The 18,375-nt window shown below is 50.2% G+C and carries 21 protein-coding genes; 6 read left to right on the top strand and 15 right to left on the bottom strand.

Features of this window, described 5'->3' with window-relative positions; genetic code table 11:
* Position 1: 1 nt before the first annotated feature.
* The 3 genes from QN379_RS01425 to QN379_RS01415 form a co-directional block, all read right to left on the bottom strand.
* Entirely contained in the window at positions 2 to 532 is a 531-nt protein-coding gene (locus tag QN379_RS01425) for a DUF4390 domain-containing protein (protein ID WP_323505893.1), read from the bottom strand.
* Positions 533 to 872: 340 nt separating this feature from the next.
* The gene (rsmB, locus tag QN379_RS01420) at positions 873 to 2,411 is read right to left on the bottom strand and encodes a 16S rRNA (cytosine(967)-C(5))-methyltransferase RsmB (protein WP_323505814.1); all 1,539 of its coding nucleotides are present in this window, start codon (positions 2,409 to 2,411) and stop codon (positions 873 to 875) included.
* A gap of 18 nt (positions 2,412 to 2,429) precedes the next feature.
* Positions 2,430 to 3,074, bottom strand: coding sequence for a LysE family translocator (locus QN379_RS01415; protein ID WP_323505813.1), 645 nt, complete (start codon positions 3,072 to 3,074; stop codon positions 2,430 to 2,432).
* Positions 3,075 to 3,465: 391 nt separating this feature from the next.
* On the opposite strand from QN379_RS01415, the gene QN379_RS01410 reads away from it, so the two are divergent.
* Positions 3,466 to 4,707, top strand: coding sequence for an MFS transporter (locus QN379_RS01410; RefSeq protein WP_322235629.1), 1,242 nt, complete (start codon positions 3,466 to 3,468; stop codon positions 4,705 to 4,707).
* 188 nt (positions 4,708 to 4,895) lie between these two features.
* Here QN379_RS01410 and QN379_RS01405 read toward each other — a convergent pair whose 3' ends face one another.
* The 6 genes from QN379_RS01405 to ftsY all read right to left on the bottom strand — a co-directional run bounded on the left by QN379_RS01405 (position 4,896) and on the right by ftsY (position 9,780).
* Complete coding sequence (locus QN379_RS01405; RefSeq protein WP_322235631.1) at positions 4,896 to 5,240, bottom strand: DUF1840 domain-containing protein; 345 nt, start codon at positions 5,238 to 5,240, stop codon at positions 4,896 to 4,898.
* Positions 5,241 to 5,421: 181 nt separating this feature from the next.
* The gene (locus QN379_RS01400; RefSeq protein WP_323505812.1) at positions 5,422 to 5,940 is read right to left on the bottom strand and encodes a hypothetical protein; all 519 of its coding nucleotides are present in this window, start codon (positions 5,938 to 5,940) and stop codon (positions 5,422 to 5,424) included.
* Positions 5,941 to 6,067: 127 nt separating this feature from the next.
* A complete protein-coding gene (locus QN379_RS01395) occupies positions 6,068 to 7,021 on the bottom strand; it encodes a DMT family transporter (RefSeq protein ID WP_323505811.1) in 954 nt (317 codons plus the stop codon).
* 157 nt (positions 7,022 to 7,178) lie between these two features.
* The gene (gene ftsX, locus QN379_RS01390) at positions 7,179 to 8,105 is read right to left on the bottom strand and encodes a permease-like cell division protein FtsX (RefSeq protein ID WP_322235636.1); all 927 of its coding nucleotides are present in this window, start codon (positions 8,103 to 8,105) and stop codon (positions 7,179 to 7,181) included.
* Complete coding sequence (locus tag QN379_RS01385; RefSeq protein ID WP_322235638.1) at positions 8,102 to 8,785, bottom strand: cell division ATP-binding protein FtsE; 684 nt, start codon at positions 8,783 to 8,785, stop codon at positions 8,102 to 8,104. Before QN379_RS01385 ends, ftsX begins: the two co-directional genes overlap by 4 nt.
* Before the next feature lie 68 nt (positions 8,786 to 8,853).
* Positions 8,854 to 9,780, bottom strand: a complete 927-nt coding sequence (gene ftsY, locus QN379_RS01380) for a signal recognition particle-docking protein FtsY (protein WP_322240434.1) — start codon at positions 9,778 to 9,780, stop codon at positions 8,854 to 8,856.
* A gap of 645 nt (positions 9,781 to 10,425) precedes the next feature.
* Here ftsY and rsmD point away from each other — a divergent pair.
* From rsmD to QN379_RS01365, 3 genes are read left to right on the top strand one after another with little or no spacing between them, the layout of a single operon-like run.
* Complete coding sequence (gene rsmD, locus QN379_RS01375; RefSeq protein WP_322235640.1) at positions 10,426 to 11,094, top strand: 16S rRNA (guanine(966)-N(2))-methyltransferase RsmD; 669 nt, start codon at positions 10,426 to 10,428, stop codon at positions 11,092 to 11,094.
* A gap of 59 nt (positions 11,095 to 11,153) precedes the next feature.
* Positions 11,154 to 11,660: a pantetheine-phosphate adenylyltransferase gene (coaD, locus tag QN379_RS01370; RefSeq protein ID WP_322235642.1), complete on the top strand. Its 507-nt coding sequence runs from the start codon at positions 11,154 to 11,156 to the stop codon at positions 11,658 to 11,660.
* A 50-nt stretch (positions 11,661 to 11,710) separates the two neighbouring features.
* Complete coding sequence (locus QN379_RS01365) at positions 11,711 to 11,977, top strand: YfhL family 4Fe-4S dicluster ferredoxin (RefSeq protein WP_322235644.1); 267 nt, start codon at positions 11,711 to 11,713, stop codon at positions 11,975 to 11,977.
* A gap of 201 nt (positions 11,978 to 12,178) precedes the next feature.
* Here the strand turns inward: QN379_RS01365 and QN379_RS01360 are convergent, their stop codons facing one another.
* Both QN379_RS01360 and QN379_RS01355 read right to left on the bottom strand, forming a co-directional pair.
* Positions 12,179 to 13,048 (bottom strand): MOSC domain-containing protein, encoded by an 870-nt coding sequence (locus QN379_RS01360; RefSeq protein ID WP_323505810.1) that lies wholly within the window; start codon positions 13,046 to 13,048, stop codon positions 12,179 to 12,181.
* A gap of 66 nt (positions 13,049 to 13,114) precedes the next feature.
* A complete protein-coding gene (locus tag QN379_RS01355) occupies positions 13,115 to 13,579 on the bottom strand; it encodes a LysR family transcriptional regulator (RefSeq protein WP_323505809.1) in 465 nt (154 codons plus the stop codon).
* Between the two features lie 113 nt (positions 13,580 to 13,692).
* Between QN379_RS01355 and QN379_RS01350 the strand changes: the two genes are divergently transcribed.
* Positions 13,693 to 14,919 (top strand): MFS transporter, encoded by a 1,227-nt coding sequence (locus QN379_RS01350; RefSeq protein ID WP_323505808.1) that lies wholly within the window; start codon positions 13,693 to 13,695, stop codon positions 14,917 to 14,919.
* 169 nt (positions 14,920 to 15,088) lie between these two features.
* On the top strand, positions 15,089 to 15,991 hold the full coding sequence (locus tag QN379_RS01345) for an SMP-30/gluconolactonase/LRE family protein (protein WP_322235652.1): 903 nt from the start codon (positions 15,089 to 15,091) through the stop codon (positions 15,989 to 15,991).
* Positions 15,992 to 16,018: 27 nt separating this feature from the next.
* On the opposite strand, the gene QN379_RS01340 is transcribed toward QN379_RS01345, so the two are convergent.
* From QN379_RS01340 to QN379_RS01325, 4 genes are all read right to left on the bottom strand, one after another.
* A complete protein-coding gene (locus QN379_RS01340) occupies positions 16,019 to 16,282 on the bottom strand; it encodes a DUF2164 domain-containing protein (RefSeq protein ID WP_322235654.1) in 264 nt (87 codons plus the stop codon).
* A 397-nt stretch (positions 16,283 to 16,679) separates the two neighbouring features.
* Complete coding sequence (locus QN379_RS01335; RefSeq protein WP_322235656.1) at positions 16,680 to 16,877, bottom strand: hypothetical protein; 198 nt, start codon at positions 16,875 to 16,877, stop codon at positions 16,680 to 16,682.
* Positions 16,878 to 17,205: 328 nt separating this feature from the next.
* Complete coding sequence (locus QN379_RS01330) at positions 17,206 to 17,418, bottom strand: hypothetical protein (protein WP_322235657.1); 213 nt, start codon at positions 17,416 to 17,418, stop codon at positions 17,206 to 17,208.
* Between the two features lie 301 nt (positions 17,419 to 17,719).
* A complete protein-coding gene (locus QN379_RS01325; RefSeq protein ID WP_323505807.1) occupies positions 17,720 to 18,337 on the bottom strand; it encodes a phasin family protein in 618 nt (205 codons plus the stop codon).
* Positions 18,338 to 18,375 lie beyond the last annotated feature (38 nt).

The following is an 18,375-nucleotide window of genomic DNA, read 5'->3' as shown; positions in this document are numbered from 1 at the left end:
GTTACTCTGCCTTGTAGTTGAAGGTCTTCCAGTCGGAAGAAAGACGCCAGTCGCTATTATTCAACGCGTTTACCTGGAATGGCTTTGGTAGTTGCGCCAGATCAAGTCCCATTCGGACGGCAACGCGGTAGATTTCGCCAACTTGTAGCGCGCCTTTGTCAGCGATTATCCAGCGACTGGGACGGCGGATCAAGGAGAGCGCGTCGTCTAGCGAGTCGAAGCTTTGCTGCAAACTGCCATTGATAGCGGCTTGATAGCGACGCGTCAGAACATTATAGGAAATGCGGATGGTTTGTGCGGCGTTGATCGCTTTTTCATCAAACCAATACCAGCGCGGCCGTGTTAATTCGACCTCCGTGGTGAAGTACAACGGAACGCCACGATTGATGGCGTCTTCTAGTCCGCGATTGAGTTCAAACGAAAATGCGGCAGAAAGGCGGTAACCATCATCACTGGTTTCAATCCGCGCCCTCGTCATGTCGGCGCCATCAGCCGCGTATGCCGTCACAGTGCCAAAGGACACCGCCATCATGAAAGCGAATAGGAGCTTCAACAGCACGTTCTCAAGCAGCGACAGGCGCAAGAAATTCTGCGTAGTGCGGTGTTTGTCAACCGCATGTAGTGCAGTAACTTCCGATTGCTGAGAGCCGGACGCCTTCACATCGACCAGATTAGCATCGCTTGGGCGACGGTTTCGAAAGAGGTCTAATAGTTGTGCCAAAGGTCGCGTCACTGTTCTCGGGCCGGATCAAGTCCGGGAATAATGTGAGTAAATTAGAAAGATTGCATGCTTTCAAGCAGCGTCATTAATCTGTCATTAATGACGCTGCTTGCTCTAAATGATTTGTCGATCATCAGCGCTCAGTCAGAATTCAAGCTTTCTGGAAGAGGGCGTAAAACAGACCATCATGATCTTGCTCATCGCTCATTGTCGGTATTAACTGGCCCGGTGCGGTCAACCTGATAGCTTGATTGCGTTGTGCAAATGCCACAGCTTGAGCCTCCGACTCTTGCGGCCATAATGAACAGGTTACGAGCAACAATTTACCATCTGGTCGTAGCATCTGCCAAAGGTTGTCCAGTATATCTGCCGAAAGTGTTGCAAGTTGGTCGGTATCTGTCCCACGCCGCAGCCACCGAATATCGGGATGGCGGCGAACGATACCGGAGGCGGTACAGGGAACGTCAGCCAGAATACGGTCGAATTGTTGTCCATCCCACCAGCCGTTTGTCGTGCTCGATACGCTTTCCGAGTTGTCAGGATGAGCGCCGATGCGCGCGTCGCCTACTTGTAACGTTGCGTTCAGCTGCAGTCGTTGCAGATTTTGCGCTATGCGTTGCAGTCGCTTGGCATCGTGATCGAGCGCGGTAACCGTGACATCGGCCAGTTCCAGCAAATGACATGTTTTGCCGCCAGGCGCGGCACAAGCATCTAACACTCGCATGCCATCCTGAAGATCCAATAAGGGTGCTGCCAATTGCGCGGCCGCATCCTGAACTGACGCCAAACCATCTTCAAAACCGGGAATTTGGTTCACTGGTAATGGTTTGTCGAGACGTACCGCAACCGGACCAATTTGGCGGGCGCCAATATTATTTTCTGAAAGGAGCTGCAAATACTTTTGAACGCTGATCTTGCGTTGGTTAACGCGCAATGTCAGCGGCGGCGGCTGATTGCCGCGTGTCAAAATTGCTTGCCAGTCTTGTGGATAAGCCGCTTGCATCTGGTCAATCCACCACACTGGATAATTCCACAATGCCAAAGGATTTTTGTTTGCTTCCGTGGTAAGCGTATCGCGTTCGCGTAAAAAGCGTCTTAGTACCGCATTGACCATGCCTTTTGCATGCGCGATGTTAAAGTCTGAAGCAGTCGCGGTGACGGCTTGATCCACCACGGTAAAGTGGTCATAAGCGGGCTTGTCGACCTCGGCCAGCAAACTTAGTGCACAGCACAACAAGCCATGTAGCAGCGACGGTTCTGGTGCTTTGCTGGTCAATGCCGCAATCAGTACTTCGGCCAAGCCGACGCTGCGCATGGTCCTATATGCGATATCCTGGATCGCTCCTCGCGTCGCGGCGGGCGCGGCGGATTGGGCAAATACCTGTGATAACGCCTGCGGTAACGATGCACCGTCGCGTACCATAGCGATAGCCTGACCCGCACCCAATAATGCGTAAGCTAGCGATTCAGTTTTAAGGGTAGAAAAATTCAATCTGTTTTTTACGTCCGGCCGTAAAGAAGGAACCTTCGAAGCAGGTTTAGCTTGAAGTGCCGGCTGGTGGGACTGGTGCGACGACTGTAATGGGGATCGCGCCGGTGAGGGCGTCGGCGATCTTGCCGGTGAGCGCGTTGTTGATGGCGAGGCCGGTGTGATGGCTTTCTTTACGACGCGAATTTTATTTTTGTCCATAATTGGTGTTAAACAGCCTTAAACTTTAGTGAGAGCAAGCTTGATACCCAGCGCGATAAAAGCGGCGCCAACGGTGCGTTCCAGCCATTGCTTGATATGAGGATTGTTGCTGGCATGACGGCTAAGTGTGCCAGCTAACATTGCAGTCCCACTGTTCCAACACAACGACATCAGCGCAAATACCCCGCCCAGTATTAAGAAGGCGAGTATTTTATGCGGTGAGTCAGGTTTTACGAACAGTGGGAAAAATGACAAGAAAAACAAAATAACTTTCGGATTCAGTACATTGGTAATCAGCGCCTGGACGAAAATCGTACCATGTGCGCGCACATCTTGGGTTCGGACGCCTTTGGTCAATTGATCGGATTTTTTGAATAGCATTCTGAGGCCGAGGTAAATCAAATAACCGCCACCAACAAGCTTGATTATCATAAAAGCCGATGCAGAAGCGGCCAGCAAAGCCGTTAGGCCGAATGCGGAAAGCGTACCATGAACCAGACATCCTGCAGTAATGCCGAGTGCAGACATTAAGCCAGCGGAGCGACCTTGCGCCACGCTACGACCAATTATATAGGCAGTGTCCGGGCCGGGCGTGGCATTTAATAGCAATACAGTCACGCAAAACAGGCCCAAACTGGTGATGCCAAAATAGCTTGTCAACATTGGTTTTCGTCGCCGCATCGAATGTGAAGACGTGATTGTAACGGCATGCGTGGCGGCTGCGGGCAGAGACTGTCGATTTCCGCTAAAGTAACGCGTTATCTCATCTATTCCAAGAGCCTGTCGGACTGTAGGGTAATCGCCTAAAAATGATCTGGACGGCCCCTATTTCAGCATTTTTCTGGCCATTAGCTCCTTATGGTGCTTCGACGCGGGGAAGCGTGTATCCACGCTTAGCCCACCGCTTAGCCCGTTTTTTGCTGCGATTCCGTAAATCCGTTTACCTCTTAGGCAATTCTTGTTTGTCATCGTCATGCGATCACGTTACTTATTGCGCAGTAGTAAAAGAATTGAAGCATCGCATGCGTATTATATTTATCTTAAAGGCAACTGTATGACTGCAACATCGGCATCACCGGCCAGCACTTTGGCACCGGCCGCGATTCCCACCTGGATTACGCTATTACTGGCGATCGCTTGTGGCGCTATTGTGGCTAACTTGTACTATGCGCAACCACTCATTGGCCTGATCAGCGCGACAATCCATTTATCGCCAGCGGCGGGTGGGTTAGTCGTCACGTTATCGCAAATAGGTTATTGCCTTGGGCTGCTGTTTGTTGTCCCTCTGGGCGATCTGATTGAAAATCGTCGTTTGGTTGTTATTGCGTTAATTATCTCTGTCATCGCGCTAATCGCCGCGGCACTTTCGCAAAATGCATGGCAATTTTTGCTGGCCGCGTTAGCCATTGGAGTGAGTTCGGTTGCCGCGCAAGTGCTGGTTCCGTACGCTACTTATCTGGCGGCACCGGAAAAGCGCGGTCAAGTAGTCGGTAACGTGATGAGCGGCTTGTTGTTGGGTATCCTGTTGGCGCGTCCGATGGCGAGTCTGATTGCCAATTTTTGGGGCTGGCATGCCGTGTTCGCTATGTCGGCGGTGGTGATTTGTGTTTTGGCGATAGTTTTGACGCGGCATTTGCCGCCACGCTATCCAACTAGCGGAATGGCCTACGGTCGCTTGCTTCACTCGATGTGGGGATTGCTTACCACTACGCCGATATTGCGCCGTCGTGCCGCTTATCATGCCCTGTTATTTTCGGTTTTCAGCATGTTTTGGACAGTGGTTCCGATGGTACTGACAGGGCCGATGTACAAATTGTCTCAATTCGGTATTGCGTTATTTGCGTTAGCCGGCGTGATGGGTGCCATTGCCGCTCCGATCGCCGGGCGATTGGCTGATAGGGGTTTGACGCGACCGGCAACTGGGGTGGCGATAGTATTGGTATTGATTTCCTATCCCGTTGCACATATTGGCACGGCTGGATCGCACTTTTCGCTCGGTATGTTGGTTGTGTCGGCGTTGCTGTTGGATATGGGTATATCGGCCAATTTAGTGCTCGGTCAACGCGCTATTTTCTCGCTTGGCGGAGAGGTGCGTAGTCGATTAAATGGCTTGTATATGGCTATATTTTTTGCAGGTGGTGCAGTTGGCTCTGCAGTGGGCGGTTGGGCTTATGCGCACGGTGGTTGGAATTTGGTGTCTTGGTTCGGTCTTGCAATGCCTTTGGTGGCGTTGCTTTATTTCTTTACCGAGCTCAAGAAGGAAAGTCCATCGAGCGCCAATCTGGACGCTTGTTAGGTGCTTAGTGGCCTAGTGGCCGATTTTTGCGACTTATTTGCTATTTTGGTATTGGTCGTGCATGGGATGACTTTACATGCAATTGATACCGATGTTGGTGCCATTTCAACAAACGCCATGATACTGCCTGGCAGTGGGCGGTTGTTGAAAGTGAGTTTTGGTCGCTTAAAAGACTAATCTTCTCGTTCTCAAATACCCCAGAGTACGTCGTTTCCAGCCTTGTTGGCTGCCACTAACATATCCAGCAATGGCCGCGTGCGTGCTGCGTAAGCCACGCGTTCTGTCGTTTCGTGACCGTGGTCATCGCCATTTTCTCCGTGATGGGCGACTACGTCGCGCTCAACTTCGGCCGATTTTTCGTGCGCCGATGTTCTGGCGATTTCACCTTGCAGCAACTCGACTGCATGACCGGTTTCGGCGGCGGTGATGACACCAATTTTGGCTTCTTTGTGCAGCAATTCAAAAATGCGTTGAACATGTTGCTCATACATCGTGACGTCGGGTGACGCCTTGCATTTAAAGGTAATTAACATAAAGCCTCAGCATATATTATTGTTGATGAAAGACGACTTCAGGATACCTGTTTGTTCTTGTCGTCGCCACTATTGTGACTTTTCGTTACATCCGAGCAAGGTTATTCAGTCTTGTATGAATACTATGATATTGGTTTTCTTGAGGTGTCGCAACACGACAATCAAACCAAGCAGGGCGCCTTTAGCTAGCTTTGAATGATTGCATAAAGGTTTCCACGCTCTCGGTTGATACCGCTTTTTGCGGACCAATCACAATGACCTGATAAATGTATTGCCCCTTAGCTTCTAAATGGGCGAACAGCACTTTCGGTTGACCGTTATTTTCTGGGGGACCGAGCGCTTCGATATCAATTTTGCTCACATTGCCCTGTGGACCACCGGAAACAGCGCTGGCAGACTCGGACTTAACGCTACCATTAATATTTTTGACGAGCGCTATTTTCATCGCTTGAATTGCCGAAGTTGCCTGATTAACATCATTTAGTTTTGCGCTGCCCACAGCGAATACGATACCGTCAACTTCAGTTGCAGTCATCGTCATGTTCAGTTTGATGCCATCCAGATCAACCGAGCGTGAAAAGGTGGATGGCTTGGATGGTAGTAGAACACTAAAAGGGGCATCATTTCCTTGCACCTGACGCCAGTTAAATGTGGGCGAGCACGCGCTGATCAATAGGATAAGCGATATACCTACTGACACATACGCTGCACGCCTGGATGAAGCGAAAGAATTTTTAAAAGACATTTTTAACAGAATAAGTATCGAAGTAAATATCAGATTAATGGCAAATTGTGGGTGGTTCACCTTACCTAAAGGTGTCTCATTTTTACGGTATCTGATGCTGAAAAGTCCGGACGCCCAAAATCACGCCCGTGCCCAATAATATTATCCCCACTATAACTGCCGCACTCGGTGCAGTGCCGCGCAGTATGAACGCATACAGCAATGCTGCCAAGGTTTCGAAAACAATGAGTTGCGCTAGCAACGTGGTCGGCAAATGTTGGCTTGCCTTATTCCAAAGAAGCGTTCCGATCCACGACGCGCAAAATCCGATCAATAGCATCAGCCCGATGAATAGCCCAGGGCGCGGTCCGAACGGAAATGGGTAGAGATCGCCAGATAATTTCAGATAAACAAAATAGCCGAGAAAGCCAATCAGCGCGAGTGGCAACGTGGCCAGTCCCTGCGCTGATGCCCACGTTGTTGAGCTGATATGTGGATTCGCCTTGAGGTAGCGTGAATTGACAATCGGATACCAGGTCCAGGCGGCGACAGCGGCGATAGCGATCAGACAACCGAGGACATAATCGGATACAGAGCGGTGATGGGTGGCGATTTTCATGTGCGCTAATTCTGCGCTATTGACACACAGCAAGCCGATCAGAATGATGGCGACGGAGGGCAATAGGAGACGCCACGCGACGCTGTCCGCACCATGTCCGGGTGACCAATTTGAACATACTGAAATGACGACGGGAAGGGTGCCGATGATCATCGTCGGCAGCGGTGCATCCGCCAGTTGGATGGCTGTTGCCAGCGCCGCGTAATAGAGCAAATTACCGACCAATGAAAGTTTTAACGCGGCCCACCAATCGTCCCGCCTAAGCGTTCCGATGCGTTTGCGGTCGACTAACGCCGGGATAATGGCAATCAGACCAAACGCTAGATAACGCCCAAGCGACAAAACAATGCCTGGATAGTCGGCGAGTAGCAACGGCGTTACAAACACCATGCCCCACACTAATCCAGCGCCTAAAGCGCAGAGTACGCCGATTAACAAGAGCGCTCTTGCAGGTGACTATTTTTTGGAGGGAATTTCACGCAGCACAATTTAAATAGTTTAATTAAAAATCGATAAAATTCTATTGGAAGAGTTTGCTTGGATGCAAGGACTGAACGTCGCACAGAATGCCACATTGCGCCACGTTGCACCAAGTTTAAGATAACCGTGCCAAATGACGCCGCACCGACAATACCGCGCCAATTAATCCCAAGCCTGCGCTGATAGCCAGTAACGCCACCGTAAAGTTGAGGTCTAGCGGCAGCAACAAAAACTCGGAGGCGTACAGTCGCGCGAATTCGGCGATGGCCTGATTGAGCGGCTGCAATCCCAAGGCGACGCCGCCCAGTGCCACGCCGCCAGCACACAAGCCAAGCAAAGCGCCGGAATAATAGAAAGGGCGGTGGATGTAGGCATTCGTCGCGCCAACTAATTTTGCGACGATGATTTCTTCGCGTTGCGTCAGGACCTGCAAACGAACTGTATTGAATACGACTGCGACCACCACAACCGCCAGTGTGACGGCCAGAAATAGCAACATCAGGCGGGTAATGTGTAACAACGCCGCCAGACGTTTTACCCAGTCTGAATCGACTTGAACGTTATCAACTCCGGGTAACGCCTTTAATTGCGTGGTGATGGAGTCGATCTGATTGGCCTCGGTCAGATTATTAAAGCCGGACAATTGCAACACGTACGCATCTGGCAGCGGATTTTGCCCGAGCGTGGTGAGTGCGTCAGCCAAACCGGTTTTGCCTTTCATGTCGTCCAGTGCCTGTTCGCGTGGGACGAATCTGACTTTAGCGTTCTTATCGTGCTGCTGCAAAATAGACCGGATAGGTGCGCCCAGCGCGGTGGCTTTCTCGCGCGAGATGTCCATCGCAGCGAACACGCTGATTTCCGGCTGTACCGCTAATTGCTCGGATACCGGACGCACGTTTTGAAGCAGTGTTAAGCCAGCGAACGGTAACGCGAGCGCAATGGCAACCACTAAAACGTTCATGGCGAAGCTACCGGGCGCCTTGCCTAAATGTGAAATCGCACCGGCAATTGCCGAGACGTGCTGTCGTAGCCATGTTTTCATTTGTTGCCTCGTGCCCCGGAATTTTGCCAATGGTCGACGATTTGCCCTTGATCCAGAAATATCACATGGTTGGCGCTGTGTAAAAACTGTTCATCATGGGTTGAAATCAGGCACGTCACACCCGCTGCATGGAAGGACTTCAATGCATTAAGAACGTGATCCGCGTTGTCGCGATCGAGGTTGGCGGTGGGTTCGTCTGCCAGAATAATTTGTGGTCGATTGACGATCGCACGGGCAATCGCCACGCGTTGTTGTTCGCCGCCGGACAGCGTCTGAGGCTGGGATAAGGCTTTATCGATCAGGCCAACTTTGTCGAGCGCGGCGCGCGAACGCGTTTCCGCTTCGATGCGTGTCGCGCCGGTGACGAGCAAAGGCAGCATCACATTGGCCAACACGGTGCGATCTAGCAGCAACCGTTGCTCCTGAAAAATCAAGCCAAGATTACGTCTCAGATAAGGGATGCCAGACGCCTTTAACTTGCCAACGTTCTGACCACTGACCGTCAATGTGCCACTACTTGGCCGTTCGATTGCACCAATCATTTTTAATAACGTGGATTTACCCGCACCTGATGGACCCGCCAAAAAGATCAGGTCGCCTTTATTGATCGTTAGTGTAATGTCGCGTAAGGCAAAAATGTCGCGTTCATATTGTTTTGAGACTTGGCTAAATTTAATCATTATTTAAAAATATGTTAAAAATGCGTAAATAGTTCATCAAACACAAACTAACTCAGAATAAAAGAGCGTTAGCGCAACAATGCATCCACAAAGTCGGTCGCATCAAATGGTTGCAGGTCCTCGATTTGCTCACCCACGCCGATAAAGTACACAGGAATTGCGCGGTTTATCGCTATGGCGGCCAATATGCCGCCCTTTGCGGTACCGTCCAGCTTCGTGATAACCAGACCGGTCAGGCCAAGTGCATCATCGAAGGCTTTGACTTGCGCCAGTGCGTTTTGACCGGTATTGCCATCAATCACCAATAGAATTTCGTGCGGAGCAGATGCCATCCCCTTGGCGATAACTCGTTTTACTTTTTTCAACTCATCCATCAGATGTAGCTGGGTCGGTAGACGGCCCGCTGTATCGATCATCACAACATTGGTTCCGCGTGCCTGTGCTGAATGCACTGCATCAAAAGCCACCGCTGCCGGATCGCCGGATTCCTGCGCGATAACGCTGACATTATTGCGTTCGCCCCAGATGGTTAGCTGCTCGCGGGCAGCAGCGCGAAAGGTGTCGCCTGCGGCCAGCAAAACCGATTGCTTATGTGCTTGCAAATGTTTGGCGAGCTTGCCTATTGTGGTGGTTTTGCCAGCGCCGTTGACGCCCGCTATCATCATCACCAGAGGTTGATGTTTACCGATTTCCATCGGCTTTTGCAGCGGCTTCAGCATAGAAATCAAAATAGAGCGCAACGCGGCTTTGACTTGAAGGGCTTCGGTCAGGCGTTCATCCTTAACCGTTTTCTTCAGTGCCTTCAACACAAAGTGGGTCGCTTCGACGCCTGCATCGGAGACCAAAAGCGCGGATTCCAACTCTTCGTACAGGTCATCATCGATTTTTGCGCCGACGAATAATGTGGTGAGATTGGAAGACGTTTTCGATAGGCCGCTTTTTAAGCGGGTGATCCATGAGCGCTTCTGTTCGGCAGCAACAGCCGCGGGAACGATGAACTCTTCCTCGTATTCTTCCTGATATGCTGTCGTTGCAGCGACGGCATCTTGCGGCGCTGGCGAGACAAAGATCGGGTCCGGTTTGGCTGGTATGACGGGCGCAGTGCTGATCGTCGGTGCGTCCGGCTTTGTTTTAACGGTCGGCAGAATCAAGTCTGCTTGAATAGACTTTTCAATCGTATCGACCGCATCAGAAGGGAGCGCCTCACCCTCTTTCGAAGAGATGAATTCTGTTGGCGTCGATGATGGCTCTGACGCAACAACTTGTTCTGGATCAACCGCTTTATTAGTGAGGCGATCCAGCCATGAGCGCTTGGGCGCAACTATTGGCACTTCCTCTGAGGGCGGAATGTCAATTTGTTGAGAGATCGGTTCGGAAATGTCTGTTTGCGATGGGTCCGGCAAAGGTGCTGGCGCATGAGGTTGCAACTCAGGCAATGAATCGACGTCAACTTTGGGTTTTTTCTTGAAGAAACTAAACATCAGTGGCCTGGGGTCAGAAAGGCATTCAAATAGGGGCAGTGCGGCGGCAGTAACGACACACCGCGCAGAAATTAATCGCAAGGTACAATCCCGGCATTCTATCAGAGCAATGCCCATCGAATTCAACATGGCTTGCAGTCCAACCAGCGAAGAAAGCAAATGAAGCAAAGTAAAAGACCAGCTCCGGTGCATCGTCAACCACCGGTTCAAGCGCGTCAGGTACGCATCATCGGCGGCCAATGGAAGCGTACGCCCTTGGCTGTGATCGATAGCGAGGGATTGCGGCCGACCCCCGATCGGGTACGCGAAACAGTATTTAACTGGTTGACGCATATACTAGATGGCCGTTGGTCCGAGATCCGTTGCCTCGATTTATTCGCAGGTACCGGCGTTTTGGGTTTTGAAGCAGCGAGTCGTGGTGCCGCAGCGGTCATGATGGTGGAGCATAACACCCCGGCGGTGCGTCAATTAGAGGCGACCAAGTTAAAATTAGATGCAAGTGTGGTAACAATCCAACGCGCAGATGCCTCGACTTTTTTGCAAACGTTGATCGCAAAGCCGCTAACTGATGTCGAGAGTAGCACTGAAAAACCGCGTTTTAACCTGATTTTTCTCGATCCACCGTATCATCAGGGTTGGCTGGGCAAAACACTGCCTCTATGTGAACGCTTGCTTACAGAGGGCGGTCTGATATATGTTGAGGCGGAATGTTCGCTAGTGGAAGCGGACGGAACAGCCTCGCCAGAATGGATGTCGGGTTGGCAAGTGGTGCGTGCTGACAAGGCAGGAATAGTGTTCTATCATTTGTTGCAACGACAGCAACGCTAAATTTGCGTATTTATCAGGCATAATGCGCGCTCTGATTGGGGCACTTGAGAGGAAACAAGATGGTCACAGCTGTATATCCAGGAACATTCGATCCACTAACGCGTGGTCATGAAGATTTAGTGCGCCGCGCATCGGGATTATTTGATAAGTTGGTAGTCGGCGTCGCTGACAGCAAAAGCAAAAAGCCTTTCTTCTCTTTGGAAGAGCGCTTATCGATCGCCAATGAAGTGTTGGGACATTACCCGAATGTACAGGTGGAAAGCTTCTCCGGACTGCTTAAAGACTTTGTGCGTCAGCATGATGCCAACGTCATCATGCGTGGTCTGCGTGCTGTGTCGGATTTTGAGTTTGAATTTCAGATGGCCGGGATGAACCGCTACTTGCTGCCAGATGTAGAAACCTTGTTTTTGACGCCATCGGATCAATACCAGTTTATTTCGGGCACGATCGTGCGGGAAATTGCAACGCTGGGTGGCGATGTGTCTAAATTCGTTTTCCCATCGGTTGAAAAGTGGTTAAAGGAAAAATTGACTGCGCAGGCTGCGGTTCAGCAAGGTAAAGTATAAAATAGGGGTCATGGCGGCGTTTGGCCGCGCAAGACTGAATAGAGCAATTCATGGCATTAATTATTACTGATGATTGTATTAATTGCGACGTATGCGAGCCAGAGTGCCCGAACGGCGCGATTTATATGGGGCCGTTGATTTACGAAATCGATCCGCATAAATGCACCGAGTGCGTCGGGCATTTTAACGAGCCGCAATGCCAGCAGGTTTGTCCTGTGAGTTGCATTCCTCTCGATCCCGCATGGCATGAAAGCAAGGAGCTACTGCAAGCGAAATACGAGCGCTTGCAGGCTGAGCTGAAAGTCGGCCTTTCGTAACTGCCGCAGTGGTGTTTGGTTTTCCTATTCAGCTATGTGGGCCAGCCTATTCCCGACCTTGAATACTGTTCTCTTCGGCATCTTTTGCAAGCCCGTTATTAGGGCGATTTTGTGTAAAGCCTCAACGCAAATGCTTAATTTGTTAAGAGATTTACACTGTGAGGTCAAATGTCGGGTCCGGCATGTCAGCTGCGGACGCCGTCAAAATGCCAATTCAATCTCAATTTCCTGTCCGACTCGCAACACTTCCCCCTCTCCCTCTAGCAAAATGGTGTTCATGCCAAAGGTAATGCCGCCATCAACTTTTGGATTTGCGCGATAAGTTTGCAAAATATCGATTGGGTCAGGTCCGGGTTTGCCGGTGGCCTGGTCTACTGATGGGATAGGGCAGCGCGGGCAAGGTTTTACGGGTTGCAAGCGTATTTTGTCGATGCTGAAAGTCTCGACAAAATCTTCTTCAAATGGCTCCACGCCATCAATCACAATGTTAGGTCGAAAGCGATTCATCGGTAGCGCAACGCGTCCCGTAATCCGTAATTTTTGATTTAAATCATCCAGTGACGCTTGTGATATCAGGAGGATGGGATAGCCATCAGAAAACAGCGTCGGCACCTCTCGTCCCCCGGTCCATTTTTTGCTCGCCAGACGTTTAATGGCTGGATCAAAATGCACCAATCGACAAGGGATGCCAACTGCTTCAGAAAACCAGTTAGCAATAACGTCGCCACAGTCCTGTGCGCTCAGGCTATCGTCCCAGACAGTGACCGTTAGTGAGGTCGGCATTGGTAGAGTCGACTCGGCTCCCGAATCAACCACCGCGTGCGGCACATTCAGCGTCTGCATTCCCGGCGCTGTCACACGCATACCGTGTGAGTATAGACTAGGTACGATTAATGCCATCTGCGGTATCTCGCGCTGGGTTAAAAATTGCCCGGCCAAGTCCACCACCATCCATTCGCGATCGCTCGCCTGCGCATATCGCAAGCCTGCGGGCGTGACGGTCGCCTCCGTCAATACGATGCCAGCGCAGGATTTGATCGGATAAATACTCAATGAAGTGATAGTTGGCATACGAGGATTACTTTCAATCTGTTGTTTTTGGCTGAAGTTTATAGATAAGCTTTCATAGCTAAAATTTTATAACGGAACGACCTCGGCTAATGCTGCGCCGGCATGCGCATTGCCAATGATTTGGTGCAACCATGCGCGCAATAAAACTAACGATGCTATTTTGGCAGAGTGGCGGGGCCATACTGCAAAATAAGCACCACGCGCCGGAGCCTGTATATCAAATTGGCTGCCGACGGCAAATAACCGCACCAGGCGACCGCTGGCTAGATGGTAATGGACGAGACATGAGCGTGCCAGTGTGATCCCCTGATTCACAGCGGCAGCTTCGAGCAGATGCATCGGATCGTCGAACATAAGCCGACCTTGGCGCAGGAATAATGTGCGACCAACGCTTTCTTCAAGTGGCCGAATTTGAGGGCTGACCGCGCTATGTGCCACGCGCAATTCTTCGCTGGCCCGGGTATAGTTTCCCCACGGCGCAGCTGCCTCAAAGGCACGCAAAGTTTGTAGCGATGGCAAGGATTCAAACATTGGGATTACTTTATCTGTTATTTTTATTCACATATAAGGATAAAACACTTCGTTGGTGTTTGCAGCGTTAGCTGCGTACCATGACGCTATCTCCTCCTTTTCGGATACTGTGCATGAAGCTTTCATTACGTATTTTCGCCATATTTTCATTAGGTTATTTTGTGTCTTACCTGGTGCGGGGTATTAATTTACCGCTTGGACCATTGTTGAGCAGCGAACTTGGATTGTCGCCAGCGCAACTGGGTTTGTTGACGAGCCTGTATTTTTTCGCATTTGCTGGTTGCCAATTGCCACTGGGTATTTTTCTCGACCGTTTTGGTCCTCGCAAGGTGCTCGCAGCACTGCTACTCGTGGCGGCATTGGGTGCGCTTGTTTCAGCAAATGCGCATAGCTTTGGGTCGTTGCTGATTGGTAGGTTTTTGTTGGGCATGGGGACTTCAGCCTGCATGATGGCTGGCCTTAAGGCGATTATTGCTTGGTTTCATCATGAGCAATTGCCGATGATGAACGGCGCGTTATATGCCATCGGTGGCCTTGGTGCGATGGTGACTGGCACGCCTGTCACTTTGGCGCTGAGCGTGACAAGCTGGCGCATGTTGTTCGTCATCATTGCTGTCGGAGTTGGCGTAATTGTGTTGGCTTTATTATTTCTGGTTCCTGAAAAAGACAATCGGCATCCTAAAAGTACCTTGTCCTCGCAAGTGCGCGGGGTACGCGATATTTTTCGGAGTGCACTGTTTTTGCGTACAGCACCTTTAGTGATGATTAGTCAGGGTGTATTTTTGGGCGTTCAAGGTTTATGGGCTGGTCCTTACTTGCGTGATGTCTCGCATCAGTCTCCAGCCGCAGCCGCAGCCCTTGTAACGGTAATTGGGTTAGCGATGGTGATCGGTGCTGCAGGGTTTGGATTGCTGGCGCGCCGCCTGCAAAAAAATGGTATTTCCATTCATGCGACCGCTGGTGCGGGCATGTTGTTATTCATGGTGTCGCAGTTACTGATTGTATTGGGTGCGCCAGTTCCTCTTTGGCTGTTATGGGGCTTCTACGGTATGACCGGTACGGCAGGCGTACTGACGTACGCATCGTTAACTAAAGAATTTCACGGACATCTTGCCGGGCGCGTCAGCACGGGGCTGACACTGGTCATGTTTGTTGGTGCTTTTATCGTGCAATACGGGTTTGGTTTATTGCTAAATGCGTGGCCGCATGAAGATGGAAGTTATGCTGTCAGGGCGCATCAAGCCAGTTGGTTGATCGCTTTGGCGGTGCAAGTCTGCGCATTCTTTTGGTTTTGCCGGAAATTGCCAGTGCTTGAGGCGGACGTTCGTGTCCAAGCTTAAGCTCGGCAAGCTTAGACAAACGCAAACAAATCGTTAGGGTAGTTCTCAATGTTTTTGCTGAACGCCACAATCATCGTCGCGACCAAAATAATGGAAGCCGTGCAAAAAAATATTAGTGCCGAAATCGCTTCTCCAGTAACGCGTCAAGACAAAAAGAAGGAGTAATATCATGAGCAACTTTACCTGCGTCATCAGTGTGCCTGCAAAGTTAGGTGAGTGCCCGCGTTGGGATGAAATGACCCAACGCTTATACTGGGTCGATATTCTGGCACCAGCGATCCATTTTTTTAGCCCGACCAGTGGTGAACATCAAACCTTGCCGGTCGCAGAGCATATTGGTTGTTTCTCGCTGGCAGATGATGGTGGATTTGTAGCCGGTATGCGCTCGGGAATCTGGTTATTAAACGCAGAAGGGAGGCAAGTCACAAAGCTGGCCGATAACCCTGAAGATCAGGCCCATAGCCGCTTCAACGACGGACGTTGCGATAGTGAAGGCCGGTTCTGGGCGGGTACATTGGATGAGCCGAAAGCGGGTAACAACGCCCATTTATATCGCTTCGATACACGCGGTCTGGCCGTAATGGACGCCGGTATACTTACATCGAATGGTCTTGCGTTCAGCCCTGATCAACGCTGGATTTATCACTCGGATACGCCAAATTTTGTGATCTACAGGCATTCCTACGACGCCGCTAGTGGCGCGGTCGGGAGCAGGGAAGTATGGGTGCAATTTACACCTTCAGCCACCGATCGGGGACGTCCTGATGGCGCTGCGATAGACAGCGAGGGTTACTATTGGAGTGCGCTATATGAAGGTGGTCGGGTAGTGCGGATTTCTCCTGCGGGAGATATTGTGGAGACCTATCCGTTGCCAGTGCTTTGTCCGACCATGTGCGCGTTTGGCGGCGACGATTTAAGGACCTTATACGTTACCAGCGCGAGCCAGGGTCGTCCCGACGCTGAGTTGCTGCAACACCCGCAATCCGGCGGCGTCTTTGCTATGCAGGTAGATGTGCCCGGTTTGAGGGAACCACGTTTTCGGACCGCGGGCGCTCAGGCTGCTAATCGATAATCGGAAGCGCGTTGTTTTGCGCTTCATTTAGCGTGCTCGTTTGTGTTCGCCCCAGTAGCCAAACTCGTCTTCATGCACGTCAATATCTAGCTCCAGAACGCGTTGCTGAAGTTGATCTTGCGCGTCCCGAACTGCCTTGTTATAAATGGATGGTCCTATCTCATCGAGTATGAAAGCCAGTAATGCACCCGCTTGAAGATTCCCGATTGACTCTTCCATGTGTTCGTCGAAATAACGTTCAATTGATTTAATCGCCTCGTGACGTGTTTCTTTTTCCAGTTCAATAGTCATTTGTTGCCACACTTAACGATTTTCCAGCGTGAATTATGCCATTTTCCGCGGAAAAATTGGATCCATCACTGTTAAAACCGCATGTCAAACTTCGAGGAAGAGGAGTGGTAGTTAAGATGTTGGCACAATATCGTGTCGAAAATACTGCGCAGAGGGACGGAGAGTGACCGATGCGGCTTGGCCGAGAAGAAGTACGCGAGGTGACGTGCTTAAGTCATCTTAACAAGCGTAACTTCGTATCAAAAAAATGTATTAAATATCATTTGTATTTCAAGCGTGAGCGGCGGTACTAAGCACTGAATACCATCCTCTAAGCCGATGGACGACCATGTCGCTCTATCGGGAAAGGCATCAAACTAACCGCCCAAGCTTATAAGTCAGAACATTTTCAGACAAATTACATTTTATGTTCCATGTGGCGATGGTGCTTCATCTTCATCCGCTTTTGAACGGCATGGTGGCGCTGTACTGCTGCCGCATGCTCTGACTCCATACGGCGATCATTACGCGCGTCTGGATGGTCGGATAAGCCCTGCGCTTGCGCAAACGGTGAAAAAGCCAGGATTAACGCAGCAACGGCAAGTAGTTTTTTCATTTTCAATCCTTCGAAAAGTGGGAAATCACAATCCGCATCAACAGCGGCCTGACTTAAAAACGCTGCTAACGATATTCGGTTGACAGCTTTGGCGCGACACATGATCGTGTCCTATGGGAATAAATCGCAAATATAATTATATTTATACCAAATAAATATGGAAAAAACATCTTTAATGCGCCAATAACCGCATCGCATAATCTTTCTTTTTGTCCGAATAACCGGACGCAAAGAAAGATATTTACATAACGAGGTTGGCTAGAATACGTTTAATCTCAGGCCGCTCTCATTTCAGGAGGACGATAGCGGATTGCAAGAAAAGAGATCGTTATCCCATTCCCCTTCCACCATCTTTTCCCGTCGCCAATTCAAACAGATCAAATGCATCGTTGTATAAGAACGATTTTTTTACTGGCTGGCGATATTCTCCGGAGGTGGCGTAAGCGATGACGTTTTGTTCGCAGTCATGCTTGGTCCTTGCAATAATTGAGTCGGTTTTATCACCATCTATATTTTCAGCTACCCAATAAGTTAACTTCATTCGCTCTCCGCGGTGTGATGTCAGTTTTGCCGTTCTTTAGGCTGCCTGAAATCATTATCCGCTTTACTGAGATATGGGTGGGGCATTTTAAAGGGTGAGAAAGGCTCTTCGCCTTCGCTATTGCAGCGAGGGTTGGATCAAAGCCAATTATTGATGTGCTGCAAAATCTAAAGTCGCTAATGGTCACGCCAACAGATTCCCGCGCGGACACAATCAGACAATGACGACCACGCGCGCATACCGAACTGCCGGAGTAGGTTGAGGCGCGATGCACTCGCGTCAAATCGACGTCAATGCATCGCTATTTTGAAACGTTTAACAAGCTGGCGATACGATTAATGTGTCGTCCTGGCTGTTTGATCTGCGTTATTTTTGCGCCCTGCCTGACTGCCTGACTGCTTGAAGTTGGAGTTGAAGCATCTTTTTGCTGTTGCTTGTCCGGTGTCTCTGGGCGCTCATTAATAGTTTTCAGAATGGCGTCGCTTGACGACTGCCACGTGCTTTTGACGATATCGACCACCTGTTCAGCGGTAGAAGGTATATTTTTGGTGAGCTCTGTCAACAGCCCCGAGCCATGACGGCTCGCTTCAGCGATGTTTGAAGCAATCGCCTTATTACATGCATCCTTAGTGGCAGAAGCAATACGCATTGCTTCGTTAGCGTAATAAGTTGCGCTTTGCATTTCGCGCTGATTGTGCGAGGCGCTGATGGAAAAAAAATCCTGCGAATTTTTCGCATCCATAAGCTCCTTGGCAAAAACCATCGATTCTGCCAGAGTCGCTTTGATGACATCCATATTGAGCCTTGTCAGTTCCTCAATACGCTCGTTTAATTTGTCGCTTAAGGTCGATGCTATAGCGTGCTGCGCTTCAGCATGTGCTTTGATGGTCGCGGAAACCTGTTCGGGAATAGTAAGCATGACCTGCTCCTTAATAGTAGATAGGATGTAAAGAATTC

It is taken from the genome of Glaciimonas sp. Gout2 (assembly GCF_035018905.1).
In the GTDB taxonomy this organism is placed as follows: Bacteria; Pseudomonadota; Gammaproteobacteria; order Burkholderiales; family Burkholderiaceae_D; genus Glaciimonas.
This window is presented reverse-complemented; position numbering and strand designations above follow the sequence as displayed.

Coding starts and splice junctions, on each gene's coding strand:
- QN379_RS01365 (WP_322235644.1), top strand. CDS start 11,711: ATGGCATTAATTATTACTGATGATTGTATTAATTGCGACGTATGCGAG.
- rsmB (WP_323505814.1), bottom strand. CDS start 2,411: ATGGACAAAAATAAAATTCGCGTCGTAAAGAAAGCCATCACACCGGCC.
- QN379_RS01415 (WP_323505813.1), bottom strand. CDS start 3,074: ATGTTGACAAGCTATTTTGGCATCACCAGTTTGGGCCTGTTTTGCGTG.
- QN379_RS01385 (WP_322235638.1), bottom strand. CDS start 8,785: ATGATTAAATTTAGCCAAGTCTCAAAACAATATGAACGCGACATTTTT.
- coaD (WP_322235642.1), top strand. CDS start 11,154: ATGGTCACAGCTGTATATCCAGGAACATTCGATCCACTAACGCGTGGT.
- QN379_RS01410 (WP_322235629.1), top strand. CDS start 3,466: ATGACTGCAACATCGGCATCACCGGCCAGCACTTTGGCACCGGCCGCG.
- QN379_RS01405 (WP_322235631.1), bottom strand. CDS start 5,240: ATGTTAATTACCTTTAAATGCAAGGCGTCACCCGACGTCACGATGTAT.
- rsmD (WP_322235640.1), top strand. CDS start 10,426: ATGAAGCAAAGTAAAAGACCAGCTCCGGTGCATCGTCAACCACCGGTT.
- QN379_RS01340 (WP_322235654.1), bottom strand. CDS start 16,282: ATGACTATTGAACTGGAAAAAGAAACACGTCACGAGGCGATTAAATCA.
- QN379_RS01350 (WP_323505808.1), top strand. CDS start 13,693: ATGAAGCTTTCATTACGTATTTTCGCCATATTTTCATTAGGTTATTTT.
- ftsX (WP_322235636.1), bottom strand. CDS start 8,105: ATGAAAACATGGCTACGACAGCACGTCTCGGCAATTGCCGGTGCGATT.
- QN379_RS01345 (WP_322235652.1), top strand. CDS start 15,089: ATGAGCAACTTTACCTGCGTCATCAGTGTGCCTGCAAAGTTAGGTGAG.
- QN379_RS01325 (WP_323505807.1), bottom strand. CDS start 18,337: ATGCTTACTATTCCCGAACAGGTTTCCGCGACCATCAAAGCACATGCT.
- QN379_RS01355 (WP_323505809.1), bottom strand. CDS start 13,579: ATGTTTGAATCCTTGCCATCGCTACAAACTTTGCGTGCCTTTGAGGCA.
- QN379_RS01330 (WP_322235657.1), bottom strand. CDS start 17,418: ATGAAGTTAACTTATTGGGTAGCTGAAAATATAGATGGTGATAAAACC.
- QN379_RS01425 (WP_323505893.1), bottom strand. CDS start 532: ATGATGGCGGTGTCCTTTGGCACTGTGACGGCATACGCGGCTGATGGC.
- QN379_RS01360 (WP_323505810.1), bottom strand. CDS start 13,048: ATGCCAACTATCACTTCATTGAGTATTTATCCGATCAAATCCTGCGCT.
- QN379_RS01335 (WP_322235656.1), bottom strand. CDS start 16,877: ATGAAAAAACTACTTGCCGTTGCTGCGTTAATCCTGGCTTTTTCACCG.